Source organism: Caballeronia calidae (genome assembly GCF_900044055.2).
Lineage (GTDB): Bacteria > Pseudomonadota > Gammaproteobacteria > Burkholderiales > Burkholderiaceae > Caballeronia > Caballeronia calidae.
The window spans coordinates 148,481-164,271 of sequence record NZ_FCOX02000014.1 but is presented as its reverse complement, the minus strand read 5'-3'; the positions used below and the strand labels follow the sequence as shown (position 1 = coordinate 164,271).

At 63.1% G+C, this 15,791-nt stretch carries 17 protein-coding genes; 13 read left to right on the top strand and 4 right to left on the bottom strand.

The features are described from left to right. Positions 1 to 303 precede the first annotated feature (303 nt). From imuA to AWB78_RS15685, 3 genes are read left to right on the top strand one after another with little or no spacing between them, the layout of a single operon-like run. Positions 304 to 1,167: a translesion DNA synthesis-associated protein ImuA gene (imuA, locus tag AWB78_RS15695; protein WP_062605725.1), complete on the top strand. Its 864-nt coding sequence runs from the start codon at positions 304 to 306 to the stop codon at positions 1,165 to 1,167. After that, on the top strand, positions 1,112 to 2,698 hold the full coding sequence (locus AWB78_RS15690) for a Y-family DNA polymerase (protein ID WP_062605724.1): 1,587 nt from the start codon (positions 1,112 to 1,114) through the stop codon (positions 2,696 to 2,698). The genes imuA and AWB78_RS15690 overlap by 56 nt, the downstream gene beginning before the upstream one ends. Positions 2,699 to 2,704: 6 nt before the next feature. Next, on the top strand, positions 2,705 to 6,166 hold the full coding sequence (locus AWB78_RS15685) for an error-prone DNA polymerase (RefSeq protein WP_062605721.1): 3,462 nt from the start codon (positions 2,705 to 2,707) through the stop codon (positions 6,164 to 6,166). Here AWB78_RS15685 and AWB78_RS15680 read toward each other — a convergent pair. Together AWB78_RS15680 and AWB78_RS15675 are read right to left on the bottom strand one after the other, a co-directional pair. Next, positions 6,160 to 7,098: a dTDP-4-dehydrorhamnose reductase family protein gene (locus tag AWB78_RS15680; protein ID WP_062605719.1), complete on the bottom strand. Its 939-nt coding sequence runs from the start codon at positions 7,096 to 7,098 to the stop codon at positions 6,160 to 6,162. The genes AWB78_RS15685 and AWB78_RS15680 overlap by 7 nt on opposite strands. Beyond that, entirely contained in the window at positions 7,095 to 7,301 is a 207-nt protein-coding gene (locus AWB78_RS15675) for a heavy-metal-associated domain-containing protein (protein WP_062605717.1), read from the bottom strand. The genes AWB78_RS15680 and AWB78_RS15675 overlap by 4 nt, the downstream gene beginning before the upstream one ends. A 105-nt stretch (positions 7,302 to 7,406) precedes the next feature. Here AWB78_RS15675 and cueR point away from each other — a divergent pair, with 105 nt between their 5' ends. Continuing rightward, positions 7,407 to 7,793, top strand: coding sequence for a Cu(I)-responsive transcriptional regulator (cueR, locus tag AWB78_RS15670; protein ID WP_062605715.1), 387 nt, complete (start codon positions 7,407 to 7,409; stop codon positions 7,791 to 7,793). A gap of 236 nt (positions 7,794 to 8,029) precedes the next feature. Further along, positions 8,030 to 8,176, top strand: coding sequence for a DUF3563 family protein (locus AWB78_RS43485; protein ID WP_074173448.1), 147 nt, complete (start codon positions 8,030 to 8,032; stop codon positions 8,174 to 8,176). Positions 8,177 to 8,289: 113 nt separating this feature from the next. Here the strand turns inward: AWB78_RS43485 and copM are convergent, their stop codons facing one another. Beyond that, complete coding sequence (copM, locus tag AWB78_RS15665) at positions 8,290 to 8,688, bottom strand: CopM family metallochaperone (protein ID WP_062605713.1); 399 nt, start codon at positions 8,686 to 8,688, stop codon at positions 8,290 to 8,292. Positions 8,689 to 8,801: 113 nt separating this feature from the next. On the opposite strand from copM, the gene AWB78_RS15660 reads away from it, so the two are divergent. Then, positions 8,802 to 9,179 carry a hypothetical protein gene (locus tag AWB78_RS15660; protein WP_232477711.1) on the top strand — a complete coding sequence of 126 codons (378 nt, stop codon included), beginning with the start codon at positions 8,802 to 8,804 and terminating at the stop codon, positions 9,177 to 9,179. A 13-nt stretch (positions 9,180 to 9,192) separates the two neighbouring features. Here AWB78_RS15660 and AWB78_RS15655 read toward each other — a convergent pair whose 3' ends face one another. After that, the gene (locus tag AWB78_RS15655) at positions 9,193 to 10,038 is read right to left on the bottom strand and encodes a 23S rRNA (adenine(2030)-N(6))-methyltransferase RlmJ (protein ID WP_062605711.1); all 846 of its coding nucleotides are present in this window, start codon (positions 10,036 to 10,038) and stop codon (positions 9,193 to 9,195) included. A 288-nt stretch (positions 10,039 to 10,326) separates the two neighbouring features. Here AWB78_RS15655 and AWB78_RS15650 point away from each other — a divergent pair, with 288 nt between their 5' ends. The 7 genes from AWB78_RS15650 (at position 10,327) to iscA (ending at position 15,788) form a co-directional block, all read left to right on the top strand. Further along, positions 10,327 to 11,121, top strand: a complete 795-nt coding sequence (locus tag AWB78_RS15650; protein WP_062605709.1) for a 3-hydroxybutyrate dehydrogenase — start codon at positions 10,327 to 10,329, stop codon at positions 11,119 to 11,121. Positions 11,122 to 11,135: 14 nt separating this feature from the next. Then, positions 11,136 to 12,371 carry a patatin-like phospholipase family protein gene (locus tag AWB78_RS15645; protein ID WP_062605707.1) on the top strand — a complete coding sequence of 412 codons (1,236 nt, stop codon included), beginning with the start codon at positions 11,136 to 11,138 and terminating at the stop codon, positions 12,369 to 12,371. Between the two features lie 99 nt (positions 12,372 to 12,470). Continuing rightward, positions 12,471 to 12,953 (top strand): low molecular weight protein-tyrosine-phosphatase, encoded by a 483-nt coding sequence (locus AWB78_RS15640; RefSeq protein WP_062605706.1) that lies wholly within the window; start codon positions 12,471 to 12,473, stop codon positions 12,951 to 12,953. Between the two features lie 140 nt (positions 12,954 to 13,093). Beyond that, positions 13,094 to 13,621: a Fe-S cluster assembly transcriptional regulator IscR gene (iscR, locus tag AWB78_RS15635; RefSeq protein WP_008349204.1), complete on the top strand. Its 528-nt coding sequence runs from the start codon at positions 13,094 to 13,096 to the stop codon at positions 13,619 to 13,621. Positions 13,622 to 13,706: 85 nt separating this feature from the next. Continuing rightward, a complete protein-coding gene (locus tag AWB78_RS15630; RefSeq protein WP_062605704.1) occupies positions 13,707 to 14,930 on the top strand; it encodes an IscS subfamily cysteine desulfurase in 1,224 nt (407 codons plus the stop codon). Between the two features lie 48 nt (positions 14,931 to 14,978). Continuing rightward, positions 14,979 to 15,407 carry a Fe-S cluster assembly scaffold IscU gene (gene iscU, locus AWB78_RS15625; protein ID WP_062605702.1) on the top strand — a complete coding sequence of 143 codons (429 nt, stop codon included), beginning with the start codon at positions 14,979 to 14,981 and terminating at the stop codon, positions 15,405 to 15,407. Positions 15,408 to 15,464: 57 nt separating this feature from the next. Continuing rightward, the gene (iscA, locus tag AWB78_RS15620) at positions 15,465 to 15,788 is read left to right on the top strand and encodes an iron-sulfur cluster assembly protein IscA (protein WP_049653932.1); all 324 of its coding nucleotides are present in this window, start codon (positions 15,465 to 15,467) and stop codon (positions 15,786 to 15,788) included. Positions 15,789 to 15,791: the final 3 nt, after the last annotated feature.

Here is a 15,791-nt window from a genome sequence, read left to right as displayed (position 1 = left end):
CCGATGATAGTGCGGATCACCCGTGTGAAAGTAGGTAATCGTCAGGCTCCTCATGCTGAAAACAAAAACCCCACCCCACAAAGGTGGGGTTTTTGCGTTTGGGGCGACGTTTTCGCACGAGCGCTGACAAACTCTTCGTCGGCCTTTCTCCATATCTCTACGCTTCGTGCAGCGCGCACTTTCCGCCGGCCAGTTGTTTACCTTCCTGCATCGAAATACTGTATAAATATACAGTAAAACCAGAGGCCGCTGAGTGCTCGAACCATGAGCAGGCCCTTGCATTCGCGCTGGACGGGGAAACTCATGGGTGCCGCACTTTCATTGTTCGATATCGGGCTGACATCGCATCTGCAGCGTCAGGTCTGGCAAGGCAGTCCGATCAACGATCCTGACTCGAACATCATCTCGAGCGGCTTTCGGGCGCTCGATCTGGTCTTGCCCGGCGCAGGCTGGATGCCCGGCACAGTCACCGAATTGCTGATCGAAGAAAGCGGCGTGGGCGAAGTCAGGCTGCTCGCGCGCACGCTTCGGGAACTGACGACGATCAAGGGCCGCTCCGTCGTCTTCATCGCGCCACCGTGGAAGCCCAATCTGGCTGCGCTCCGGGCGATGAACATCGTGGTGAACAAACTGGTCTGGGTCAAGGCTCCCGAAGATCAGGTGCTTTGGGCCGCGGAACAGGCACTGAAGCAGGACGGCATCGGCGCGGTGCTGATCTGGCTGCCGCAAGTGCGTCCCGAAGCGCTGCGAAGGCTCCAGGTGGCAGCTCAAGAAGCGCAGTCGCTGGCATTCCTGTTTCGCCCGCTCAAGGCGGCGAAACAGTCATCCGCTGCGCCGTTGCGCATGGTCTGTAAGCCGATACTTCCCGCCGACGCGCAGACGATGAACCGCCGCGAGTGGATGCAGGCCGTCATGCTTGAAATCGACATCATCAAGCGGCGCGGCCCTTTGCTGGAAAAGCCGTTGCAGTTGAGCTTGCCGCTGCAAATGCCTGCTCTGCCCGAGCATATTCGTCGTGCGCATCAGGCAAGGAAAGCACGAGAGGTCAAACATGTTGTGGATAGCGGTGACATTGCCGCTTTTATCGCTCGAAGCAGTCAGGCCGCCATCGATGCCCTCAGCATCGGTGACTTCGACCTTGCATGGAGCGACGTCGACGGCCAATGAAGCCCGCGCCGACGATATCGACGAGCCATGCTTTGCGCTCGCCGATCACGCGCGCATCCTGATGCCCGATCTCGTCGCGTTTCGGCTCGGCGTGCGCCCCGGCAGCACGCGCTCGCATGCGTTCGCGCTGGCGCCGCAACTGACGTTGCTCGCCGTCGATATTCGCGAAGAGCAGAGCGCGATTGAAGCGGTTGCGCTGGCGTTGCTCGCGTTCACGCCCAAGGTCGTGCTTGCTCATGCGAATACGGTGTTGCTCGAAGTCGGTGCGAGCATGCGGCTCTTCGGCGGATTGCGCGCGTTGCTGTCCAAGGTGACATCGACGGTGAAGGGATGCGGCTTCACCTCACGCATGGGCTGCGCGCCGACTGCGTGGGGCGCGTGGTTGCTCGCCCACGCGCGCACGCGTCGGGTTGCGCGGCGCGTGCGCATCGTGAAAGAGACGACGCTCGTACACGTGCTCGATGAACTGCCCGTATCGCTCGTTCCGTCGGCGCATTCGCACGGCAACGCGTTCGAGCAGATCGGTTGCGCGACGCTGGCCGATTTGCGCCGTCTGCCGCGCAAGGGCGTCGCGCGCCGGTTCGGGCAAGGTGTCCTGCAATGGCTCGCGCAGGCGTATGGACAGGCGCCCGATCCGCGCGAGGCATTCAGCGCGCCGGCATCGTTCGAAGCGCGGCTCGAATTGCAGGCGCGCGTGGAAAGCGCCGACGCGTTGTTGTTCGCCGCCCGCCGGCTCGTGCTGCAACTCGCAGGCTGGCTGAGCGCGCATCATGCGGCGGTCAGCGAATTTTCGCTCTTGCTCGAGCATGAACTGGCCGCCCGTCACGCGCCGAAAACGTCGACGTTCAAGGTGGCGTGGGCCGTGCCGACGCGCGATGCCGATCACATTCTCTGGCTGCTGCGCGAGAAGCTGAACCAGACGACGCTCGCCGCGCCCGTGATCGAGATGAAGCTTATGGCCGACAAGGTCAGCGAGCATGCGCCGCCAGCCGACACGCTGTTTCCGATGCCGGGTTCCGACAGCGACTCGATGGCGCAATTGCTCGAACGCCTGAGCGCGCGGCTCGGCGCCGAGAATGTCGTGCAACTGATCGCGCGGGAGGATCATCGTCCCGAGGCGGCGATGACGGTCGAAGCCTATAAGCCCGAGCGGGAAGCGAAGCCGACGCGCGGCAAGAAGGCGCCGAAGATGCAGGCAGCACAAGCCGATGCGCCCATCGAAGCAGAAGCCGAAGAAGCGCAAACCGAATCCGGCGGGCCGCTCGAACTTCCGGATCTGGCCGTCCCTTCGCAGCCGCGTCCGGCGTGGATACTCGAAACGCCGCAAAAGCTGATGCTGCGCAACGAGCGGCCGTTCTATCGACGTCCGCTGAAGCTGATCAGCCGGACCGAGCGCATCGAGGCGGGATGGTGGGACGGCAACGGCGTTCAGCGCGATTACTACGTCGCCGCCGACGATCGCGGCCGCATGTTCTGGCTCTATCGCGAACGTCTCACCGGTTACTGGTTCCTGCACGGTTTTTTCGGATGATGCGCCATGGATGATTTGAGTGACATCATCGGTTTGGGCGCAGGCGACGAAAAAGCCGCATTTCTCGGCTCGATGTCGGCGTCGGCGCTGTTGCCCGGTTACGCTGAGTTGCACTGCCTGAGCAATTTCTCGTTCTTGCGCGGCGCGTCGCATCCGCAGGAACTGGCTGAGGCCGCGCTGGAGCACGGCTATACCGCGCTCGCGATCACGGACGAATGCTCGCTCGCGGGCGTCGTGCGCGCGCATGCCGCGATCAAGGACATCGAAGCGAAGGCCGAAGCCGCGGCCGAAGCGGCGCGGGAGGCCGGCGAGCCGCCGCCGAAGCGGCAAGCGTTGAAGCTGATCATCGGCAGCGAGCTGCATCTCACCGATGCCGACGGCGATCCGTTCTGCACGCTCATTGCGCTCGCGACGGATCGCGCGGGCTACGGCAACTTGTCGGAGCTGATTTCGCTTGCGCGCTCGCGTTCGGCGAAGGGCAGTTACAAGATCGGTCCCGAAGATTTCACCGATCCCGCCAGCTCATCCGATGCAAGCGATCTGCGTGGCGATATCGCGCATTTGAGGCACTTGCCCGATTGCTTGCTGATTCTCGTGCCGCAGCGCTCCGCGACGCTCGCCGACACGCTCGATCGCGCGCACTGGCTGGCCGGTTTCGCCGCCGGCCGCGCATGGCTCGCGCTGGAGCTATGGCAGGACGGCAGCGACGATGAACGTCTCGCTTCGTGTCGCGTGATCGCCGAGGCGAGCGGATTGCCGCTCGTCGCGGCAAGCGGCGCGCTGATGCACGCGCGCTCGCGCAAGCCGTTGCAGGACACGCTGACCGCGATCCGCCTGAACCGGCCGCTCGCCGAATGCGGCTATGCGCTGGAAGCGAACGCTGAACGGCATCTGCGTACGCGACTGCGCATCGGCGCGCTCTATCCGAAAGAGGCGATCAGGGAAACGCTGAAAGTGGCGGCCCGCTGCACGTTCACGCTCGACGAACTCAGGTACGAATATCCCGAAGAGCTGGTGCCGCCCGGTGAAACGCCCGCAAGCTACTTGCGCAAGCAGGTGATCGCGGGCGCGCTCAAGCGCTGGCCGAACGGTATGGATGCCGAGACCATCGGTCTCATCGAAAAGGAGCTGGCGCTCGTCGCGACGCTGGGATACGAAAAGTACTTCCTGACCGTCTATGACATCGTCTCGTTCGCGCGCAGCCAGAAGATTTTGTGTCAGGGCCGCGGATCGGCGGCGAATTCGATCATCTGTTATTGCCTTTTCATTACCGAGCTCGATCCGGTCCGAATGGGCTTGCTGATCGAGCGCTTCATTTCGCAAGCACGCAACGAGCCGCCCGATATCGACGTCGATTTCGAGCATCAGCGGCGCGAAGAAGTCATCCAGTACATCTATCAGAAATATGGACGGCATCGCGCGTCGCTGGCGGCATCGGTCATCACGTATCACACGCGCAGCGCGCTGAAGGACGTCGGCAAAGCGCTGGGACTGGATGCGTCGCTGATCGAGCGCATCGGCAAGTCGCAGCAGTGGTGGGATGGGCCGTCGGCGGTGGCGGGCTATCTCAGGGAAGCCGGCTTCAGCGACGATTCGCACGTCACGAAGCATCTCATCCGCCTGACGCGCGAGCTGCGCGGTTTTCCTCGGCATCTGTCGCAGCACGTCGGTGGCTTCGTGATCGCGCGGGAACGCTTGTCGCGGCTCGTGCCGATCGAAAACGCTGCAATGAAAGACCGCTGCGTGATCCAGTGGGACAAGGACGACATCGATCAGCTGAAGCTGCTGAAAGTCGACGTGCTCGCGCTCGGCATGCTCTCGGCGATCCGTCGCGCGCTCGAATTCGTCGCGCTGCGGCGCGGCGTGCCGAATTTCAGCATTTCGCATATTCGTCGCGAGGACAAGGCCGTCTACGAGATGTGCTGCCGCGCGGACACCATCGGCGTGTTCCAGATCGAATCGCGCGCGCAGCAGAGCATGCTGCCGCGCCTGCGGCCGCAGAAGTACTACGACCTCGTGATCGAAGTGGCGATCGTACGGCCCGGCCCGATTCAAGGTGGCATGGTGCATCCGTATCTGCGTCGCAAGCAGGGGCTGGAAGAGGAGGACTATCCGAAAGAGGAGTTGCGGCCGGTGCTCGGCCGCACGCTCGGCGTGCCGATTTTCCAGGAACAGGTGATGAAGCTCGCGATGGTCGCGGCCGGTTACACGGCGGAGCAGGCCGATCAGTTGCGCCGCGCGATGGCCGCCTGGCGTCGGGGCAGCCATCTGGAGCAGTATCAGGCCGATCTCATGAAAAAGATGCTCGCGCGCGGCTACGAGCACGATTTCGCTGCGCGCGTGTGCAAGCAGATCGAGGGCTTCGGCGAGTACGGCTTTCCGGAGAGTCACTCAGCGAGCTTCGCGCTGCTCGTCTACTTCAGCGCGTGGATCAAGCGTTACGAGCCCGCGGCGTTTCTGGCCGGCCTGCTGAACAGCCAGCCGCTCGGCTTTTATTCGCCTTCGCAGCTCGTGCAGGATGCGCGGCGTCACGGCGTGCCGGTGTTTGCGCCCGATGTGTCGCTGAGCGACTGGGAATCGGTGCTGGAAGCGCGATCCGGCAACGGCGAGCGCATCGTGTTCGATGCCGGCAAGGAGCGTCGGCGTCAGCAGTTTTACGGCGCGGCCGTATCGGATCAAATCTTTCGCAGAACCACGCGGCGCGGCGCGCGCAAGCTTGCCGCGCGCGTCGAGCTGCCGGCGCGGGGATACGGAGCGAAAGGGCCGGGCGTGCGGATCGGCCTGCAGCTGATCAAGGGCTTTCCGCAGGCGGCGGCCGAACGGATCATGGCTGCGCGCGCACAAGCACCGTTCACCGATGTCGACGATCTCACGCGCCGCGCCGCCTTGTCGCGCCGCGAGCACGAAGCGCTCGCGGCGGGGAATGCGCTCGCGAGCATCGCGGGGCATCGGCGTCAGGCGTGGTGGGCGGTCACCGCGCAGCAGCGCGCGCCTGAATTGCTACGCGACGCGCCGATGAGCGAGGCGCCGCTCGTGCTGCCGGAAGCATCGGAAGGCCGCGAAATCGTCGATGACTACGCGAGTCTCGGGCTCACGCTCAATCGTCATCCGCTCGCGCTTTTGCGCGCAAAGCTTTCGCGCCTGCGCTTCAAGAGCGCGGCCGAGCTGGAAGGCATCAAAAACGGGCGCTTCGTGCGGGCATGCGGCATCGTGACGGTGCGCCAGCGGCCGGGCACGGCGAACGGCACGATCTTCGTCTCGATCGAAGGCGAAACCGGCGCGATCAACGTGATCGTCTGGCCGGGACTCGTCGAGAAGCAGCGCAAAGTGCTGCTGGGGGCGTCGCTGCTCGGCGTGCACGGCGTCTGGCAAATGGAAGGCGACGTGCGGCATCTGGTGGCGCAGCGGCTCGAAGACCATAGCGCGCTGCTTGGCCGTCTCGCCGCGCCGAGCCGCGATTTTCACTGACACGGAACGTCCGGATACCTTGCAAGCAACCCGGCGATCGCGGTGTCGAATGGCGTGCGCCGGCCGATGCCGAGCGCTTCCAGCCGTCCCGAATCGAGATGACAGTCGCGCGGGCGCGGCGTCGCGTCCGTCGGCGTGCGCTGCGCGGCGAGCTTCGCGTTCACGTTCAGCACGCGTGCGATGCGTTGCGCGATATCGAACTTCGTCATCGGTTCGTCGCCGGACCATTGTGTGATGCCGGAAATCGTTGCGCCGCTCGCATGATGTTCGAGCATGCCGCGAATCACGACGGCTACATCAGGCGTGAAAGTCGGATAGCGCGTGGCCCAGGCGTCCATCGGGGCCGGCGGGTTCGACGGATCGGCCGATTTCACGATCGCGGGCGTGAGGCTCGTCACCGCCGACTCGTTCCAGTCGCTGAACGGCCCGTAAAGCAGCGGCAGGCGCAATACGCAGGACGCCGGGTCACCCGCGAGCAACGCGCGTTCGCCATCCAGCTTGCTTTGACCGTAGGCGTTGAGCGGCGCGGGCGCGTCGTCGGGGAAATAGGGTGGGGCGGTGCCGTCGAACACGTAGTCTGTCGAAATCGACAGCACCCACGCGCCGATCGAGCGCGCTTCGGTCGAGATCACGCTCAACGCATCGACGTTCAACGCCCGCGCGCGCGGTGGATCGTTTTCGCAGATGTCCGGCCGCCGCTCGGCCGCCGCGACGACGATCGCGTCGGGCGCGCAATCGCGAAGAAATGCGCGCACCGCGTCATGATCGAGCAGATCGAGTTTGATGCTCTGCGCGTCGACGCGGCTGCGGGCCGTGCGCACGATGCGCCATTGTCTCGCACTGGCCGCGCTCGCCAGTTCATCGGCGACGGCGCGGCCCAGCAGCCCCGACGCGCCGATGAGCGCGACGGTGAAGCGTGCGCCCGACGTCATGCCGAAACGACGCCGACGACGGTATAACCGGCCTCGTCGATGGCTTCCTTCAGCGCATCGTTCGATTGCGCCGATTCGACGGCGACCCTGCCTCGCTCCAGATCGACGCGAACCTGCGCCTGCGGATCGATTTCCTGGATCGAACGCGTCACGGCCGCGACGCAGTGCTGGCAACTCATGCCCTGGACTTCGAATTCGGTCATTGCGGTTTCCTCTTGAAAGACTTGAAAGAGCTTTGATCGACGACATCGTATACCTTGCCATCATGGGAAGGTGTAAAGTCGGGATGACTTTTTCAGGAGCGAAAGATGAACATCGGCGAAGCGGCCCGCGCGTCGGGCGTGACGGCGAAGATGATCCGCTATTACGAGAGCGTCGGATTGCTCAACCCGGTGGGACGGACGTCGTCAGGGTATCGCGTGTACCGTGATCAGGAGGTCCATGCACTGCGCTTCGTGCGGCAGGCGCGCCGCCTCGGATTTCTCGTCGAAGATATCCGCAAGCTGCTTGCTCTCTGGCAGGACCGGTCGCGTGCGAGCGCCGAGGTGAAGTCGATCGCGCTGGAGCACGTCGCGGAACTGGACAGGCGAATCGCCGAACTGACCGAGATGCGCGACACGCTGTCGCATCTCGCGAAGCATTGTCACGGCGATGGCCGGCCGGATTGCCCGATTCTGGATAAGTTGGCGCAGTGAACGCACCAATATGGTGCTAAAAAAGAGCAGATAGCGCTAGAGATACGGATAATCATCCGAAAAATCATCGGTTTAAAGCAATTTCTCTGCCCGCACCATTCCGAAACCGAATGCACACTATTCAAGCATTTCACTACCACACCGTGGATGTTCTCCCTTATAATCCGGGTATTCCCTAACGCGGGTAATCCCTGACCCGAAACGCCAGGGATCTTCTGAAGACCTTGGAGAACATCATGTTTGCATTTCTGATCGAAAAACTGAGCATCTGGTTTGAAATCGCCGAGCAGCGCCGTCGCGAAGCCTACCTCGCGCAATCGACGGACATCGTCCAGCTCGAACAGCGCATCCGCTCGCTCGAAACGAACGGCTACAACGCCTAAGCGTTTCGTCGCTGGCGTAAGACCGCCGGACGTGAAAGTTGAAAAGCCCCGCATCGCGGGGCTTTTGTTTTTCTGCTCGATGCGCGTGCGCCTGCGCTGCGCCGATTCGCGCTTCATTGCTTGTGCGGATGCTGCTCCAGCCATTGCTTCATGAATGCGATCTCCTTGTTCTGCGCAGCGATGATGTCCTTGGCCAGCTTGCGCAGCTTGGCGTCCTTGCCGTACTTCAGTTCGACCTTCGCCATTTCCACCGCGCCCTGATGATGCGGAATCATGTGCGCAACGAAGTCCCGGTCGGCGTCGCCCGTGTATTCGATGCTCGACATGCCCGACATCATCTTCTGATCGGCGGCCTGAAACGCCGCGGTGGACGAGACGTCGGTGGGCTTCGGCGCGTGCTGTTCCATGTTCATGCCGGGCATCGCGTCGCTTGCGGGCACGGCGTTCTGCGCGATTGCGCTCGCGCTACAGAGGGTGGCGAAGATGGCAAGCGCGATTGTCGTTGATTTCATCGTATCTCCTGTGAAATAGGCGTTTGCATTGCTCGTTCTGAGTCGGAACGCCTAGCCTAAAGCTTGCCACCGGGGTAAGGTAAAGCAGTTTCGTCTACATAAAAGAGCGCGCGATGCCACGCTACATCAAGGACAGGACGAAGATTCGCTCGCCGGAGCGCAATCGCATCAAGCGAGCGGCGCGATATTGCGTCGCGCTTGCCGTGGCATGGTGCGGCTCGCAAGCGGCACTCGCGAAGCCGGGCGGCGAGCCTCTCGTCCTCGATACGCAGACCGGCATACACAGTGGCGTGAGCGGGACCGTGCTTCAGAGCGGGACGCTCGGCGGTCCCGGCATGGTGCCGATGGCGACGTTGCCGGAACTCTCGCAGCAGGAGCAGCCGCCCATCGTCGTTTCGCCCTATGTCCAATTCGGGGGCGCGCAGAGCAGTGTGCCCGCACAGCCCGACGGCGTACCGCGGCCGAGACTGCCGCGCGCGCCTCATCCCTGATCGCCGGCCGAGTTCAGTCCGCGCGATGCTCCAGCTTGAACGACGCGTCGTCGTCCTCGCCGAGTGCATCGACGAGATAGGGCAGTGACTCCTTCAGCTCCTTTGCCAGCGTGTACGGCGGATTGAGCACGAACATGCCGCTGCCATACAGGCCGAAGCCGTCGGTCGGAGCTTTCCGGACGGTCAAGGCCGCGTGCAGCCAGCCCTTTGGCTGAATCGCTTTCAGCTGATCCGCGAAGCGCTGCGATTCCGTGCGCGTGACGATCGGATACCAGACCGCGTACGTTCCCGTCGCGAAACGCTTGAGACATTCCTCGAGACAGGCGAGCGTGCGTGCGTAGTCACGCTTGTCTTCATACGACGGATCGATCAGCACGAGCGCCCGGCGTGGCGGCGGCGGCAGAATCGCCTTGATGCCTTCGAAGCCGTCGCCTTCGTACACCATCGCGCGGCGGCCGGCATCGCGGAAATTGTGGCGCAGCACGTCGATCTCCGTGCTGTGCAGCTCGAAGAGCCGCATGCGGTCCTGCTCGCGCATCGTGCGCCACGCGAGATAGGGGGAGCCGGGGTAGAAGCGCAGATGGCCGTCGGCATTCAGCGCCCTCACTTCATCGACATATTCCGTGAGCAGCGGGGGCAAGTCGTCGCGATCCCAAAGCTTGCCGATGCCCGTCTCGAACTCGGCGTTCTTCGTCGCGAAGCCTTCGACGAGCGAGTAGACCCCGGCGCCGGCGTGCGTGTCGATATACCAATACGATTTGTCCTTCTGGCCGAGATAGCGAAGCATCTGGACGACGATTGCGTGTTTCAGCACATCGGCGTGATTGCCCGCATGAAAAGCGTGACGATAACTGAGCATGACGGAAGGCCCGCGCGGGGCGTGAAAAGCTGTAATGAAAACGTGCGCAAGAAGGGTGCTTATTCTAGCCGACGCCATCCGATGCAATTTTCGCGGTGCCGCTCCCTTGCTGCCGCGCACCGCGTCCTTCATGCACAATAACCGCTCCCTGGCATGCGTGAACAGTCGGCCGAATGGCCTGGGCGTTCCGATGTTCAGCGAGAAGTTTCCTATGCCGAACGGCCAGCTTGATGGCCGTGCCGATGGATGTTGTCATTCACGATGTCTTCCACTGGATAGGAGGTTCGCATGTCATCAAACGGTAAGCTCGACGGCAAGACCGCGGTCGTGACGGGCGCGGCGAGCGGCATCGGCCGCGCGATCGCGTTCACGCTCGCCGGCGCGGGCGCGGCAGTCGCCATTGCCGACCTGAACCAGGCGGGCGCGGACGCCGTCGCCGAGGAAATTCGCGGCAAGGGCGGCAAGGCCATCGGTATCGCGATGGACGTGACGGACGAACACGCGGTGAACCAAGGCATCGACCGCGTCGCGTCGGAGCTCGGCTCGGTGGACATCCTCGTGTCGAACGCCGGCATCCAGATCGTCAATCCGATCGAAAACTACGCGTACGCCGACTGGAAAAAGATGATGGCCATCCACGTCGACGGCGCGTTTCTCACCACCAAAGCCGCGCTGAAGCACATGTACAAGGACGATCGCGGCGGTGTCGTGATCTACATGGGTTCGGTGCATTCGCACGAGGCATCACCGCTCAAGTCCGCGTACGTGACCGCGAAACATGGCCTGCTCGGCCTCGCGCGCGTGCTCGCGAAAGAGGGCGCGAAACACAACGTGCGCTCGCATGTCGTCTGTCCGGGCTTCGTGCGCACGCCGCTCGTCGACAAGCAGATTCCCGAGCAGGCGAAGGAACTGAAGATCAGCGAGGAGGAAGTGGTGAGGCGCGTGATGCTGGGCGGCACGGTGGACGGCGTGTTCACGACCGTCGAGGATGTCGCGCAGACCGTACTTTTCCTGTCCGCGTTCGAGACGGCGGCCCTGACGGGGCAATCGTTCGTCGTGAGTCACGGCTGGTTCATGCAATAGAGGAGAGACGCGGGATGTCGGAAATCGAAAACGAAGAAGTGGTACGACGGGGGCGCGCGGTCGATCGGAAGTCGGCCGCGCGTGACGAATCCGCTGAAAAGGAAGCGCTCATCGACTTGCCGCCCTACGAAACGATCGCGCTGATGCTCCAGGGCGGCGGCGCGCTCGGCGCGTATCAGGCGGGCGTCTATCAGGGGCTGCACGAAGCGGGAATTCATCCGAACTGGATCGCCGGCATTTCGATCGGCGCGCTCAACACCGCGATCATCGCGGGCAATGCGCCCGAGCACCGCGTGACGCGCCTGCTGGAATTCTGGGAAACGATCTGCCAGCCCGCGTTCGGGTTCCCGCTGCCGGCGTTCGTCGAGCGTGCGCTGTTCGATTCCGCCGACGAGATCCGCAAGGCGTTCACCGCGATGCAGGCGTTCGGCGCGCTCCTCGAAGGGCAGAAGGGCTTTTTCGTGCCGCGCTTTCCGCCGCCGTCGCCGATTGCGTCGAGCTCACCGCAAACCGCGAGCTATTACGACACGACGCCGCTCAAGGCCACGCTGGAGCGCCTGTGCGACTTCGACCGCATCAATTCGGGCGAGACGCGCGTGTCGGTCGGCGCGGTGAACGTCGCGACCGGCAATTTCGCCTACTTCGACAACATGAAGACCGAACTGCGTGCCGAGCATTTCATCGCGTCGGGCGCGCTGCCGCCGGGCTTCGCGGCGGTCGAGATCGACGGGCAGTTCTACTGGGACGGCGGTCTCATGTCGAACACGCCGCTCTACGAGATCGCGCAGGCGACGCCGCGCCGCGACACGCTCGCCTTCCAGGTCGATCTGTGGAGCGCGAAAGGGCCGGTGCCGGACAGCATCGTCGACGTGATGGGACGCGTGAAGGACGTGCAGTTTTCGAGCCGCACGCGTCTCGTCACCGATCAGATGCAGCGCTCGCAGCGCTACCGGAACGTCTTGCAGCATGTGCTCGATCTCGTGCCCGAGGACGTCCGCAAGAGCGACGAATGGTGCCGGCTTGCCGCCGATCTCGCGTGCTCCAAGCGCTACAACATCATTCACCTGATTTATCGCCACAAGGAATACGAGGGCCACTACAAAGACTATCAGTTCGGCTTTTCGACCATGCGGGAACACTGGGAAAGCGGCCTCGCCGATATGCGCCGCACCCTTGCGCACCGCGACTGGCTCGATATGCCCAACGGCGAATCCCGCTTCGTGACGCACGACATCCACCGCGGCGAGTGACCGGCCGTTCAGGCGAGAATTTGTGCCTCTTTGTATAATTCGGGACGCATTCCGGCGGCTTGGTCGAGCCGCCGCGCATAACGAATTTTCCTTTGCTCGATGAACTCGATCGCGGTCTGCTTCGTCTGTCTCGGCAATATCTGCCGCTCGCCCAGCGCGGAAGCGGTGATGCGCGACCTCGTCGAGCGCGCGAAACTCGGCGAGCGGATCGTCATCGATTCGGCCGGCACGGGCGACTGGCATATCGGCGAAGCGCCCGACGAGCGCGCCCAGAAAGCCGCGAAAAAGCGCGGCTACGATCTGTCGAGCCTGCGCGGCCGCCAAGTTGCCGCTGACGATTTCGCGCGCTTCGACCTGTTCATCGTGATGGACGACGCCAACGCCACCGCGTTGAACGCAGTCTGCCCGCCCGAGCACCGCGACAAGATTCGTTTGCTAATGGAATTCGCCACTCGCGACGATAGCCGCGTCGTGGTCGACCCCTATTTCGGCGGCGAAGAAGGCTTCGAGAGAGTGCTCGATCAGTGCGAGGACGCCTGCGAAGGCTTGCTGAAAGCCCTGCGCGCCCAACTGACGGCCTGAAGGCCGCTATCACCTGTTGATTGCCCCCACGCAAGGAAAATCAATTAAAAAGCTACTTATCGCGCCTCGGATACTTGACTAAAACTGTGGGCTATTTATACTTGACGGAAATCCTCGAGTATTAGCGTTAGCCCCCAATTATGAGACTCACCACGAAAGGCCGTTTCGCCGTCACGGCGATGATCGACCTGGCGTTGCGCCAGGAGCAGGGCCCGGTGACGCTGGCAGGCATCAGTCAGCGCCAGCGCATCTCGCTTTCCTACCTCGAACAGCTCTTCGGCAAGCTGCGGCGGCACGAGATCGTCGAATCGGTCCGTGGTCCGGGCGGCGGCTACAACCTCGCGCGCCGGGCCGAGAACGTCACGGTGGCGGACATCATCATCGCGGTCGACGAGCCGATCGACGCCACGCAGTGCGGCGGCAAGGGCACGTGCGAAGGCACCAAGCAGCACGACGGCCATTGCATGACCCACGAGCTCTGGGCGACGCTCAACCAGAAGATGGTCGAGTATCTCGATTCCGTCTCGTTGAAGGATCTGGTCGACCAGCAGCGCGCACGCGAAGGCTCGTCGGCGGTGCTGCGGGACCGGCGTGCCGAATCGGCCGGCGTCGAGGCCGCGCGCGTCGTGCCCAAGGGTCCGAATTCCATTTTCAACCTGGCCGGATGACTGAACGCCGCGCCGGCAAGGGCCGCGCGAGCGAGACAAGAAGCGTCCCAGCCAAGAGCTTTGACCGATTTTCCCGGAGCGACTGATGAACAACGATATTCCCCACCTGCCCATTTACATGGACTACAGCGCGACGACGCCGGTCGATCCGCGCGTGGTGGACAAGATGATTCCGTATCTTCGCGAGCAGTTCGGCAATCCGGCCTCGCGCAGCCATCAGTACGGCTGGGATGCGGAGCGTGCGGTCGAGGAAGCGCGCGAGAACGTCGCGGCGCTGGTGAATTGCGATCCGCGCGAGATCATCTGGACCTCGGGTGCGACGGAATCGGACAACCTCGCCATCAAGGGCGCGGCGCACTTCTACAAGAGCAAGGGCAAGCACATCATCACCGTGAAGACCGAGCACAAGGCCGTGCTCGACACCACGCGTGAGCTGGAGCGCGAAGGCTACGAAGTCACGTATCTCGACGTGAAGGACGACGGCCTCATCGATCTCGAGAAGTTCAAGGCGGCGATCCGCCCGGACACGATCCTCGTCTCCGTGATGAGCGTGAACAATGAAATCGGCGTGATCCAGGACATCGAGGCGATCGGCGAGATCACGCGCGAGAAGGGCATCATTTTCCACGTCGACGCGGCGCAGGCCACCGGCAAGGTCGAAATCGACCTGCAAAAGCTGAAGGTCGACCTGATGTCGTTCTCGGCGCACAAGACGTATGGCCCGAAGGGCATCGGCGCGCTGTATGTGCGACGCAAGCCGCGCGTGCGCATCGAAGCGCAGATGCACGGCGGCGGTCACGAACGCGGCATGCGCTCGGGCACGCTCGCGACGCATCAGATCGTCGGCATGGGCGAGGCGTTCCGTATCGCGCGTGAGGAAATGGCGACCGAGAACGAGCGCATCCGCATGCTGCGCGACCGTCTGCTGAAGGGCTTGCAGGACATCGAAGAGGTGTACGTCAACGGCGACATGGAACGCCGCGTGCCGCACAACCTCAATATCAGCTTCAACTTCGTCGAAGGCGAGTCGCTGATCATGGCGGTGAAGGATGTCGCGGTGTCGTCGGGATCGGCGTGCACGTCGGCGTCGCTGGAACCTTCTTACGTGCTGCGCGCGCTCGGCCGCAACGATGAACTCGCGCACAGCTCGATCCGCTTCACGGTCGGCCGCTTCACCACCGAGCAGGATGTCGACTACGTGATCAACCTGCTGAAGAACAAGATCGCGAAGCTGCGCGATCTGTCGCCGCTCTGGGAAATGCACAAGGACGGCATCGACATCTCGACCATCCAGTGGGCCGCGCACTAAGCGACCACTGAGCGACACGCGACACCGAATATTAGGAGAGTTTGAATCATGGCTTATAGCGACAAGGTTCTGGACCACTACGAAAACCCGCGCAACGTCGGCTCCTTCTCGAAGGACGACGACACCGTCGGCACCGGCATGGTCGGCGCGCCGGCTTGCGGCGACGTGATGAAGCTGCAGATCCGCGTCGGCGCGGATGGCGTGATCGAGGACGCGAAGTTCAAGACCTATGGCTGCGGCTCGGCGATCGCCTCGAGCTCGCTCGTCACCGAATGGGTGAAGGGCAAGACGCTGGATCAGGCGCTCACGATCAAGAACACGCAGATCGCCGAGGAACTGGCGCTGCCGCCGGTGAAGATCCACTGCTCGATTCTCGCGGAAGACGCCATCAAGGCGGCGGTCGCGGATTACAAGCAGCGCCACGGCGTCGCGGCGCCGGAAGCGCAGGCAGCGGACGCGAAGCAGCACGCGGCGTAAGTGACGAAAGCGGGCGCCATGCGTGTGCGTGGCGCCTTGAAACGAGAAGCGAAGACTATGGCAATCACGTTGACGGATAAGGCGGCACAGCATGTGCAGAAGTATCTGACGCGGCGCGGCAAGGGCGTCGGCCTGCGTCTGGGTGTGCGCACGACGGGCTGTTCGGGCCTCGCGTACAAGCTCGAATATGTCGACGAGCTCGCGCCGGAAGACACCGTGTTCGAGTCGGCGGGCGTGAAGATCGTGATCGATCCGAAAAGTCTTCCGTATCTCGACGGCACCGAACTGGACTTCGCGCGCGAGGGCCTGAACGAAGGCTTCAAGTTCAATAACCCGAACGCGAAGGACGAGTGCGGCTGCGGCGAATCGTTCCGCGTCTGAGAC

What these genes read in the sequence shown, in the direction of transcription:
- AWB78_RS15650 (WP_062605709.1), top strand. Translation starts at nt 10,327, where the DNA reads ATGTCATCAAACGGTAAGCTCGACGGCAAGACCGCGGTCGTGACGGGC.
- copM (WP_062605713.1), bottom strand. Translation starts at nt 8,688, where the DNA reads ATGAAATCAACGACAATCGCGCTTGCCATCTTCGCCACCCTCTGTAGC.
- AWB78_RS15630 (WP_062605704.1), top strand. Translation starts at nt 13,707, where the DNA reads ATGAACAACGATATTCCCCACCTGCCCATTTACATGGACTACAGCGCG.
- AWB78_RS15690 (WP_062605724.1), top strand. Translation starts at nt 1,112, where the DNA reads ATGCCCTCAGCATCGGTGACTTCGACCTTGCATGGAGCGACGTCGACG.
- AWB78_RS15680 (WP_062605719.1), bottom strand. Translation starts at nt 7,098, where the DNA reads ATGACGTCGGGCGCACGCTTCACCGTCGCGCTCATCGGCGCGTCGGGG.
- AWB78_RS15645 (WP_062605707.1), top strand. Translation starts at nt 11,136, where the DNA reads ATGTCGGAAATCGAAAACGAAGAAGTGGTACGACGGGGGCGCGCGGTC.
- iscR (WP_008349204.1), top strand. Translation starts at nt 13,094, where the DNA reads ATGAGACTCACCACGAAAGGCCGTTTCGCCGTCACGGCGATGATCGAC.
- iscU (WP_062605702.1), top strand. Translation starts at nt 14,979, where the DNA reads ATGGCTTATAGCGACAAGGTTCTGGACCACTACGAAAACCCGCGCAAC.
- AWB78_RS15660 (WP_232477711.1), top strand. Translation starts at nt 8,802, where the DNA reads ATGCCACGCTACATCAAGGACAGGACGAAGATTCGCTCGCCGGAGCGC.
- cueR (WP_062605715.1), top strand. Translation starts at nt 7,407, where the DNA reads ATGAACATCGGCGAAGCGGCCCGCGCGTCGGGCGTGACGGCGAAGATG.
- AWB78_RS15675 (WP_062605717.1), bottom strand. Translation starts at nt 7,301, where the DNA reads ATGACCGAATTCGAAGTCCAGGGCATGAGTTGCCAGCACTGCGTCGCG.
- imuA (WP_062605725.1), top strand. Translation starts at nt 304, where the DNA reads ATGGGTGCCGCACTTTCATTGTTCGATATCGGGCTGACATCGCATCTG.
- AWB78_RS15685 (WP_062605721.1), top strand. Translation starts at nt 2,705, where the DNA reads ATGGATGATTTGAGTGACATCATCGGTTTGGGCGCAGGCGACGAAAAA.
- AWB78_RS15640 (WP_062605706.1), top strand. Translation starts at nt 12,471, where the DNA reads ATGAACTCGATCGCGGTCTGCTTCGTCTGTCTCGGCAATATCTGCCGC.
- iscA (WP_049653932.1), top strand. Translation starts at nt 15,465, where the DNA reads ATGGCAATCACGTTGACGGATAAGGCGGCACAGCATGTGCAGAAGTAT.
- AWB78_RS15655 (WP_062605711.1), bottom strand. Translation starts at nt 10,038, where the DNA reads ATGCTCAGTTATCGTCACGCTTTTCATGCGGGCAATCACGCCGATGTG.
- AWB78_RS43485 (WP_074173448.1), top strand. Translation starts at nt 8,030, where the DNA reads ATGTTTGCATTTCTGATCGAAAAACTGAGCATCTGGTTTGAAATCGCC.